Genomic DNA, 9,271 nt, shown 5'->3' on the forward strand with positions numbered 1-9,271 from the left:
ACGGCGCGCACCGAGGCGGGTGCGCGCCGTCGCCGTGTGCGGGGCAGGGTCAGTGCACGGCGCGGAAGCACAGCGCCGCCCGCTTGCCCGGCAGCTCGACCTCCCGGTCCACCGTGAAGCCCAGAGCCCGGGCGGTCTTCACGGCCCGCGTGTTGCGGACGTCCGGCTCGATCACGAGCCGACGCGTGCCGGGGCGTGCGCCCAACCAGTCCACAATGCTCCGGTAGGCCGTGGCGCGGGCGCGCCCCTGCAGGCCGCCGGGGGCGGTGATGAAATGGAATCCGAGGTCCCCGTCCCGCACCTCGTAGGCGCCGCCGACCTCCTCCGCGCGAGGGTCGTAGGTCTGCACGAGGGCCACGAGGGTCCCGCCGTGCCACACGAGGTGGTTCGCGTGGGTGGGCTGGAACTCGAGGAAGTCGTAGACCTCCTCGACGTCCTGCACGCTGTGCCCGCGCATCCCGTAGAACTCCGCCCGCGGCTCCGTGACGAGTGCGTGGATCAGCGGGGCGTCCAGGGCCGGGCGGACGCGCGTCATGGTCAGGCCCAACGCCCCGACGCCGACCTCGGCCACGATGCGTCCCGGAGGGGCCCCGCCGGGGACGGAGCGGGCGGGTGCGACGCCGCTGCCGGCGGACGGGGGGACGGGACCGGACGGCACGGGCAGCAGGCGGCCGGCGGCCCACGCGTCCAGCTGATCCGTCACGTGCCCGCCTCCGAGACCGGAGGCGCCGAACGGGACGACCCACCGGCTGCGGGTGCGGTCGCCGAGGTCGAACACGACCCGGGCCACTGGCCCGCGGTGGGTGCCGACGGCCAGGCCGGGGGCGTGCGAGGTGGCGCAGACCGCGTCCGCGGTGCCGCCCACCCGGACGGACCCGATCGTGTCGAGCACGTCGGCGAGCCCCGGCACATCCGGCCCGCCGGGATGCTCGTGCGTGAACAGGAACGGGGTCAGGGCATGCGCCGCACCCCACGTCCGAGCCGTGTCGTCGGGGCCCGGCGGCTCAGCGGCGTCGCCGACGGCGGCGACGGCGGCCCGCACGAGGTCCCTCGTCGACGCTGCGACCCCCAGGGCCGCGCGCAGCGGCTCCGGCCCGCGCTCGGCGAGCGCCGCGCCGACCCATGCGGCGGCGTCGCCCCACGGTGCCCACGGGCCGCCGAGCAGGGCCCGCGAGGCGGGCGGCAGGTGCGCGATCAGGGCGGCGGCCACCTCGTGCTCCACGAGGAGCCACCAGCGGGCCGCGGCCGATCCGGCGGCGGCGTCGCCGGCCCACGCCGGGACGGACTCCGCGGCCAGCACGTCGTCCGCGACGAGCGCGTCGACGGCGTCGGCGAGCCAGGCCCGCGGCGCGCCCGGGGTCCGGGTGTCCGTCTGCAGGGCGGCCATCGCGTCCACGGTCCGCTCCTGCGGTGCCAGCGCCTCGAGGGCCTCCCGGATGCGGCGGGACCGCCACGGCGCGCACGCGTCCACGGTGAGGCAGGCGGTGTCCGGGTGGGGCTCGTTGGCCGCCACCACGACGTCGTCCGCCGCGGCCGGCGCGGGCCAGCGCACCCAGCGCTGATCGAGGGACCCGTCGGCGGAGCCCCGGCCCAGCGCGGAGGCCCGCGCCGCACCCCAGGCCGAGCGTCGATCCCGGCGCCGCACGGCCCCGGCGTGCCGGGTGAGCACCGTCCGCCGGTCCGCGACGATCACGCGATTGACCGGCTCGACGTGCCCGTCCAGCACCGCGCAGGCCTCCGCGGCGCTCGCGGCCGTGAGCAGCCGGCGCGCGCTCGGCAGGCCGGTGTCGGCGCGGTCCCAGGCGGGGAACCGCATGCTCACCGGGCCGGCGCCGGGCACGTCCACGAGCCGCCCGCGCGGGGTGTGGGCCACCCGCACGTCCACGGGGTCGCCGCCGCGCACGTGCACCCGCTCGGTCCGGGCGTCGAGGACCTCCGGCCCCTCGGGGGCGTCCTCGAGGACCATCTCGAGCGAGGACACCATCGCCGAGGTCGTCACCCACGCGACGTGCTCGGACTGCCCCACATGCGGGACGCCCGGCACACCGGGGAAGGCCAGGCCGACGACGTCGACGCGGTCCCGGGGACGCTCGGCCTCCACCACGAGGCGCACCTGCTGGTAGACGCCGGGCAGCTCGAGCAGCCGGTGCGGGTCGGCGGCCACGAGCGGAGCGCCCTCGGCGCCGACGCGCACCGCCCAGGCGTTCGAGCCGTCCGCGTCGGGGCGCGGCGAGATCAGCGCCGCGGCGAGCGCGGGGAAGCGCTCGGCCAGCAGGGTGCGGAACAGGGCGGCCGGCGCGTTGGTCAGCCAGACGTTGTAGCCCAGGTGCAGGGCGAGCGCCGTGTGCGGGTCGAACGGCAGCGGCTTCACCCCGTGGGCGGCGAACTCGGGCGCGCGCCGGGCCCCGGCGTCCAGCCCCGCGTTCACGCCGTCGGCGAACCGGGTGAACCAGGCCCGGTCCTCCGCGTCGTCGAGGGCGTCGAACGCCTGGCGGGCCGCACCGTCCAGGTCCATCTGCCGGGCGGCGACGTCGTTCGCCACCGCCGGCGGGCCGAACACCTCGGCGCTCATGCCGGTGACCCGGCGGTGCTCGCAGTCGACCTGCCAGGCCCGCTCCGTCGCCACGTGCCACCCCTGGAGGTAGGCCAGCTCGGGCAGGGACGCGGCCACGAGCGTCGGCACGCCGTGCGCGTCCCGGTGGCAACGGCCCGCCACGTCACCCGTCGCCGTCCCGGTCCACGCGTCCGCGCTCATGCCGCGGCGTCCTGCCGGAGCTCCGCCAGCGCGCGGCGCAGCGGCGCGGCCACCGGGTTGGCCAGGCGACCGGCGTAGAGCAGCGAGCCCGACGGGTCCGTCAGGTCCACCATCTGCGTGGCGTTCCGCAGCTGCAACCGGTTCAGGCACGAGTGCGCGAAGTCCTCCGCGTCCAGGCCGAGGCGCTCCACATCCGCGAGCCCCAGGGCCGTGTACTCGGCGAGGACCCGCCCCACCACGGCGTAGAACTCCTCCGCCGGCAGCAGGGCGTCCGCGTCCATCACGTCGGCCAGATGGCGCAGCACGCCGTCCAGCATGTCCGTGAAGAAGGAGAGGGAGAGGTCCTCGTCGGTGAGGTCGATGCGGATGCGCCGGGTCTGCTCCGTGAGCGGGACGCCGTCCGCGCCGACCACCACCTCCTCCCCGATGTCCTTGAGGAAGGCGCCGGTGACCCGTCCCTCCCGCAGGCGGAGCACGATGTTCTCCCCGTGGGGCATGAACACGGTCGAGTAGGCGGCGGCCAGATGCACCAGCGGGGTCACGTAGGCCGTCACCACCCCGTGCAGCCACTGCGCCGCCGTCAGCCCCGAGCGCTCCACGAGCGCCCCCGCCACGGAGCGGCCCCCGCCGTCCCGGTGCAGCAGCGCCGCCATGGTCATGACCCGCTCGCCCTCCGCCAGGCGCGGCAGCGGACTCTCCCGCCACAGGGCGGCGAGCATCTTCGTGTGAGGACCCTTCGAGCCCACGGCATGGAAGGCGTCCCCGGTGTACCCGGCCGAGGCGTACTCCCGCAGCACCCCGAAGCCCCACCTCGCGAGCAGGGGGTCGGAGTCCACGAGGTCGGCCACCACCGCGTTGATCGCCGGGGTGACGGACATGTACGCGGGGGAGAGGCCGCGCACGAACCCCATGTTCTGCACGGACAACGCCGTCTTCAGCTGCGGGGCGTGCGGGTCGCTCGCGTTGAACAGGGTGCGCACCGCCTGCATGGCCGTGAACGCGTCCGGGTCTTCGCCCACGTGCACCAGCCGCCCCGCGGCGAGGTCGGGGGCGAACGCCACCTGGATCCGGTGCTCCCACTGCCACGGGTGCACCGGGATCAGCGTGTACGCCTCCGGATCGACGTCGAGCGCCGCCGCCCGCTCCGCCCACAGGCCCGCCACCGCCTCGGTGATCGGCGGGGGCGGCGCCGGCACGGCGGCGCCCGCGCTCGCGGTCTTGGGCCAGGTCCACCGTCCCCCGAGCTCGGAGGGGAACGCGAGCCACACCGGGTGCAGCGCCCGCCCGCCCTCGGGGGCGAACATCGCGTACTCCGTGGCCCCCCAGCCGATGCGGCCGTTGGTGGCCACGAAGCCCGGGTGTCCCTCGCTCATGGCGGCCTCCACCGCCGTGTAGTCCGCGTCCACCAGGTCGGCGGCGGACGGGCGCTCGCCGGCCAGGGTGTGGCACCGGGCGGCGAAGGTGGAGGCGAGCTCCTCGAGATAGACGTCCAGCGCCTCGCCGGCCAGCCCGAGCACCTCGGCCGCGTCGAGGACGAAGCGGTCGACGGCCACCGCGTCCGGATCCCCGGCACGGCACACCGAGTCCGGATCCACGCCGAGGTGCTCGAGCGGGAGGGCACGCGCGGTGAACGTCCACCGCACCCCGCCCAGGGTGAGCGTGTAGGCGTGGCGGCCGGCGTCGTCGACCCGCTCGCCGCGCACCGGCGTCAGGAGCCGCTCATGGGTGAACTCGCGGATCGCCTTGGCGACGAGCAGCCGGTGGGCGTGCCGGGCGGTCGGCGCCGTCAGCGCGTCCAGGCGGGACGGGGAGGACGGGGGGACGGGGGTCATGCGGACACCTGCCTGTCGGGGGTGAGGAGGAGCGGGGGCTCGGGGAGGGTGAGGTCCAGCCCGGCGGCGAGGACGCCGATCCGGCTGGCAGTGAAGGACTCGGGCGTGGCGATCGAGAGCATCGCCGTCTTGGATCCCAGCGCCACGGGACCGAGCTCCGTGAACCCGGCGGCCAGGTTCTTCGCCCGGATGGCGGCGTTGCGCTCGTCCGGCTCGACGACGACGCGCCGCGCCCCCGGCTGGGCCAGGCACCAGCGCACCACCGCGGCCATCACCAGGTCCGTGGTCCCGGGCACCGGGGTGTCCGTCGGGGCGACGAGCACGTGCAGGCCGACGTCGCCGGGCGCGCCCGCATACCGTCCGGCCAGCTCCGAGTGGGCCGGGTCGTAGACCTCCACCAGGAAGGTCGCGGTCCCGTCCACGAGCCCCACGTGCGCGTGGTGGTGCGGGTGCGCGGCGATCGCCTCGTACTCGGCCACGACGTCGGCCAGACCCGCCTCCGTCATCTCCCAGTACACGGCGTGCGGGGACGTCACCCACCGGTGCAGCAGCGGATGGTCCTGCGCGCCCACGGGACGGAGCTCCACACGACGGGCCGCGCTCGCGGCCGCACCGTCCACGGTGGTCTGCGGCGGCGTCACGGCGCTCACCGGACGCCCGCCGCGACGGCACCGAAGTCCTGGAACGCGATCGACTCGGCCTGCGCGTAGACCTGGCGGCCGGCGATCGTGCTGAGGATGCGGCCGCTGTGCTCCGCCGCCATGCCCAGGTCCGGGCCGGTGAGACCCAGGGGCTGTTCGGCGGTGTTGTGCACGAAGATCCGGCGGCCGCTCACGTCGATCGCGTGGTCCGCGTTCGCCGTCGTCCGACCGTCCTCCGCGCGCAGCAGGTGCCGCACCGGCTCCAGGAACGGATGGTCCGGGTGGCGGTAGCCCGTGCCCGCGACGACACGGTCCACCACGCGCCCCCCGGTCACCCCGGTCTCCTCGTCGCGCAGGGTGACCTCCACCCGGGGCGCACCCGGGCCCGCGACCAGGCGGGCGTCCGTCACCGACGTGCCCGGCCACAGCCGGGCCGGGTCCAGCGGACCCACCTGGCGCTCGTACAGCGCGTGGTAGACGTCCTCGATCGTGTACTCGCTGATCCCCTTGTACAGGGACCGGTGGGATGCGTTGATCTCATCCCGCCGCGCCCGGGGCAGAGTGGCGAAGTGCCGCTCATAGTCCAGCGAGGTCAGCTCGAGCGTGAGCTGGCCGACCTCCATGCCGAAGAACCGGGGTGAGCGCGTGACCCACGTGAGGTCCGGGTGGCCCGCGTTCAGCAGGTCCAGGGCGCACTCCGCCGCCGACTGGCCGCTGCCCACCACCAGGACCGACCCGGCCCCGGCGATGTCCTCGCGACGGCCCATGTACTCACCCGTGTGCACCACGGGGGACGCGCCGACCCGGGCCGACTCCTCCGCGACGCGCGCGAGCGGCGCGGGCAGGGACGGCACCGTGCCCGTGCCCACCACCACGTGGTCGGCCCGGTGCGTGCTGGTCCCGGCCGCGGAGGCCGCCTCCACCACGAACTCGTCCGCCTGATCGTCCCACCGCACCGCCGTCACCGTGGTCGCGTAGGCGATGCCGGGCAGCTGGGCTGCCACCCACGCGCAGTAGTCCGAGAACTCCCGCCGCAGCGGGTACCAGGAACCCCGGATGTAGAAGCGGTGCAGCCGGCCCATCGCTTTGAGATACGCCAGGAACGAGTACGGGGAGGTCGGGTCCGCGAACGTCACCAGGTCCGCGAGGAACGGCACCTGGATCTGCGCGCCCGGCAGCATCATGCCCGGGTGCCACACGAACGCGTCGCGGCTCTCCACCACCTCCACCTCGACGTCGGGCAGCGGGTGGGCCAGCGCGGCCAGGCTCAGGTTGAACGGGCCCAGCCCGATCGCGAGCACGCGGCGGGGGGACGTGGACGCCGGGCTCATGCGCACACCTGCTCTCCGTGCTCGTCCACGCGCGCCGCGGACGGACGTGGCCCCGCCGAAGCGGGGAGCGTGCAGGACACGGCGACCGACGGGCCATGCGGACGGGTCCGCGCCACCCCGCGCCACCGATGACGGCTCGCCCGCACCGCGTCGACGTGCCGCAGCGCCGCCTCCTCCACGACGTCGACCAGCTCCTCCAGCTCGCCCGAGGTGACCGCGGGGTTCAGGATCGTGAACTTCAGATGGGGCACCCCGTCCACCACCGTCGTCGCGATCAGCGCGCGCCCGCCGGCCACGAGCTCCCGGTGCGTCGCCGCCTGCACCGCCGTGCACTCCTCCTCCGACAGTCCCTCGGCCCGCACCCGGAACAGCACTGTCACCAGCGTCGGATCCTCCAGCACCGCGAACGTCGGCCGGGCCCGCAGGATCCCGCACGCCTGCCGCGTGCGTTCGCGCGCCCCCGCGAACAGGGACACCACCGCCTCGGCCCCATGCTCACGCAGCGTCAGCCACAGCTTGAGCGAGTCGAACCGGCGGCTCGTCTGCAAGGACCGATCCGCCAGGTTCGGATGGACGCTGTCCTCCGGGTTCAGGTAGTCCGCATGCACCGTCACATGGCGCAGGCTCTCGGCGTCCCGCACCACCAGCGCGCTGCAGGCCAGCCCCACGTAGAACGTCTTGTGGAAGTCCATCGTCACCGAGTCCGCACGGTGCAGCCCCGGCAGCTCGTGGCGCGTCGCCGCGCTCGCGGCGAGGATCCCGCCCACGGCCGCGTCCGCATGGACCCACATCCCGTGGCGTTCGGCGACGTCGGCGATGGCCGGCAGCGGGTCGATGGCGCCGCGGTCGGTGGTCCCCAGCGTCGCGACGACGACCATCGGCACGGCACCGGCGGCCACCTCACGTTCGACCGCCTCGGCCAGGGCCCCGGGGTCCAGACGCCCGGCGGCGTCGGTGGGGACGACGACCACGGCGTGGCGACCCAGCCCGAGCAGGCCGGCTGCCTTGGCGATGCTGTAGTGCGTGGCGGCGCTGACGAAGACGCGCAGCGAGCCGAGCACCTCGGCGGGCAGGTCGGCGAGCCCGGCGTGGCCGGTGAGGCGCTGCACGGCGCGGCCGCGGGCCAGCGTCATGGCCTGCAGGTTGGAGGCCGACCCTCCGGAGGTGAAGACGCCGTCGCCCGCGGCGAACCCGCACCAGCGTCCGACCTCGGCCAGGAGCCGCTGCTCCATGAGCGCCGCGGAGCGGGCCTGGTCCCAGGACTCGACCGCCGTGTTGAGCGCCCCGAGCACGGTGTCCGCTGCGGTGCTGGAGAGCAGGACCGGGCAGTTGAGGTGAGCGGCATAGCGCGGGTGGTGGTAGGCGGTGGTCTGGTGGGCGTAGAGCTCCGCGACCTCGGCGAGGGCGTCGTCGAGGCTGCCCGTCGGCTGCGAGAAGTCGACGGCGCCGACGGCGTCGGCCAGGTGCGTCGACGGGGTGTCCGGGTGGACCCCCGCGCGGTCGTAGGCGGTGTCGACGGCCACCCGGGCCGCCCTGCCGGTGGCGTCGAGGTAGGCGGCTGGATCGCCGAGTCCGAACAGGCGAGGGAGCATGGGAGGGCCTTCCGTGAGGGGGTCGTCGGCTCCGGGCGGCGTGCGCCACGGACGTCCCGCACAGTAGGGAAGCCTTACCTAAGAAAGCAAATACGCAACAATGACGTGACGTATTCAAAGGGAGGACTCCAGCAAAGGTGAGGCTCACCTATGATGACCGGATGACGAGCTCCTCCGTCCTCCCCCCGCCTGCCGCCCGTCCCTCGCGTGTCGAGGCCCTGCAGATGAAGGCCTACCGCGGGCTCGCGGCCCTCGGCCAGGCGATGCCCGTTGACCGCGACGAGTATCCGCAGTGGACCATGACGGTCCGCGCCACGTGGCTGCTCGCCCCCCGGCTGCGTCGTCTCACGTTCGCCGCGGAGGAGTTCCGCACGTTCACCCCGCAGGGCTGCGACGAGTACTTCGGGCTGCTCACCCCGCCCCCGGGGCGGGCGCTCGTGATGCCCGATCCCGCGGCGCTCAATGCGCGGCGAGCGGTCGGGCGGATCCCCGAGGACGTGCGGCCGGATCTGCGGTGGTACACGGTCGCCGAGCACCGGCCCTCCGTCGGTGAGATCGACGTCGACGTCGTCGTGCACGACCATGCGGGCCCCGCCGGCACGTGGGCGCGCACCGCACGTCCGGGCGACGTCGCCGGCTTCCGCACCGGGACGGGCGCCTATCGTCTGCCGGCGGCGGGGGAGTCGCACCTCGTGGTGGGGGACGAGACCGCAGTCCCGAGCATCGCCGCCGCCCTCGCCGCGCAGCGTCGCACGCCGCGCGGGGGCCGGATGGACGTCGTCCTGGAGGTGCCCGGCCGTGACCACGTCCCCGCCCTCGAGGTCCCGGAGGGCGCCACGCTCACGGTCCTGCACCGCGGAGACGCCGTGCCGGGCGCCCTGCTCACGCCGCACCTCGAGGACCTCCCCGCCGCGCCCCGCGACCACGTGTGGGCGTGCGGCGAGCAGTCGCTCGCGACGGCGGCGCGGCGGGTGATCGTCCGCCGCGGCATCGCACCGAAGCGCGCGATCATGTTCAGCGGCTACTGGCGGGTGGACGGCCCGCGGCTCTGATCCCGTCCGACGGTCGGCGTCCGTGCTCCGAGCACGAGGCCGACCGCACGCCCCGGAACGACGAAGGG

Annotated in this window: 6 protein-coding genes; 1 reads left to right on the plus strand and 5 read right to left on the minus strand. The window is 75.2% G+C overall.

From position 1 onward, the window contains the following. Positions 1 to 49: 49 nt before the first annotated feature. Genes SJ20_RS08985 through SJ20_RS09005 form a run of 5 tightly spaced genes read right to left on the minus strand, consistent with a single transcriptional unit; the run spans position 50 to position 8,151 of the window. Complete coding sequence (locus SJ20_RS08985) at positions 50 to 2,755, minus strand: GNAT family N-acetyltransferase (protein ID WP_044659667.1); 2,706 nt, start codon at positions 2,753 to 2,755, stop codon at positions 50 to 52. Beyond that, a complete protein-coding gene (locus SJ20_RS08990) occupies positions 2,752 to 4,587 on the minus strand; it encodes an IucA/IucC family siderophore biosynthesis protein (protein WP_020624757.1) in 1,836 nt (611 codons plus the stop codon). The genes SJ20_RS08985 and SJ20_RS08990 overlap by 4 nt, the downstream gene beginning before the upstream one ends. Further along, positions 4,584 to 5,228 carry a GNAT family N-acetyltransferase gene (locus SJ20_RS08995; protein WP_223246401.1) on the minus strand — a complete coding sequence of 215 codons (645 nt, stop codon included), beginning with the start codon at positions 5,226 to 5,228 and terminating at the stop codon, positions 4,584 to 4,586. The genes SJ20_RS08990 and SJ20_RS08995 overlap by 4 nt, the downstream gene beginning before the upstream one ends. A gap of 5 nt (positions 5,229 to 5,233) precedes the next feature. Further along, the gene (locus SJ20_RS09000; RefSeq protein ID WP_044659670.1) at positions 5,234 to 6,559 is read right to left on the minus strand and encodes a lysine N(6)-hydroxylase/L-ornithine N(5)-oxygenase family protein; all 1,326 of its coding nucleotides are present in this window, start codon (positions 6,557 to 6,559) and stop codon (positions 5,234 to 5,236) included. Continuing rightward, positions 6,556 to 8,151: a pyridoxal-dependent decarboxylase gene (locus tag SJ20_RS09005; protein ID WP_052833454.1), complete on the minus strand. Its 1,596-nt coding sequence runs from the start codon at positions 8,149 to 8,151 to the stop codon at positions 6,556 to 6,558. Before SJ20_RS09005 ends, SJ20_RS09000 begins: the two co-directional genes overlap by 4 nt. 161 nt (positions 8,152 to 8,312) lie before the next feature. Between SJ20_RS09005 and SJ20_RS09010 the strand changes: the two genes are divergently transcribed. Continuing rightward, positions 8,313 to 9,203: a siderophore-interacting protein gene (locus SJ20_RS09010; protein ID WP_049147987.1), complete on the plus strand. Its 891-nt coding sequence runs from the start codon at positions 8,313 to 8,315 to the stop codon at positions 9,201 to 9,203. The last annotated feature ends 68 nt before the right edge of the window (positions 9,204 to 9,271 follow it).

The organism is Micrococcus sp. MS-ASIII-49 (genome assembly GCF_000946635.1).
GTDB lineage: Bacteria > Actinomycetota > Actinomycetes > Actinomycetales > Micrococcaceae > Micrococcus > Micrococcus luteus.

Bases quoted from the DNA above. Each gene is read 5' to 3' on its own strand.
- SJ20_RS09005 (WP_052833454.1), bottom strand. From the start codon at position 8,151: ATGCTCCCTCGCCTGTTCGGACTCGGCGATCCAGCCGCCTACCTCGAC.
- SJ20_RS09000 (WP_044659670.1), bottom strand. From the start codon at position 6,559: ATGAGCCCGGCGTCCACGTCCCCCCGCCGCGTGCTCGCGATCGGGCTG.
- SJ20_RS09010 (WP_049147987.1), top strand. From the start codon at position 8,313: ATGACGAGCTCCTCCGTCCTCCCCCCGCCTGCCGCCCGTCCCTCGCGT.
- SJ20_RS08985 (WP_044659667.1), bottom strand. From the start codon at position 2,755: ATGAGCGCGGACGCGTGGACCGGGACGGCGACGGGTGACGTGGCGGGC.
- SJ20_RS08990 (WP_020624757.1), bottom strand. From the start codon at position 4,587: ATGACCCCCGTCCCCCCGTCCTCCCCGTCCCGCCTGGACGCGCTGACG.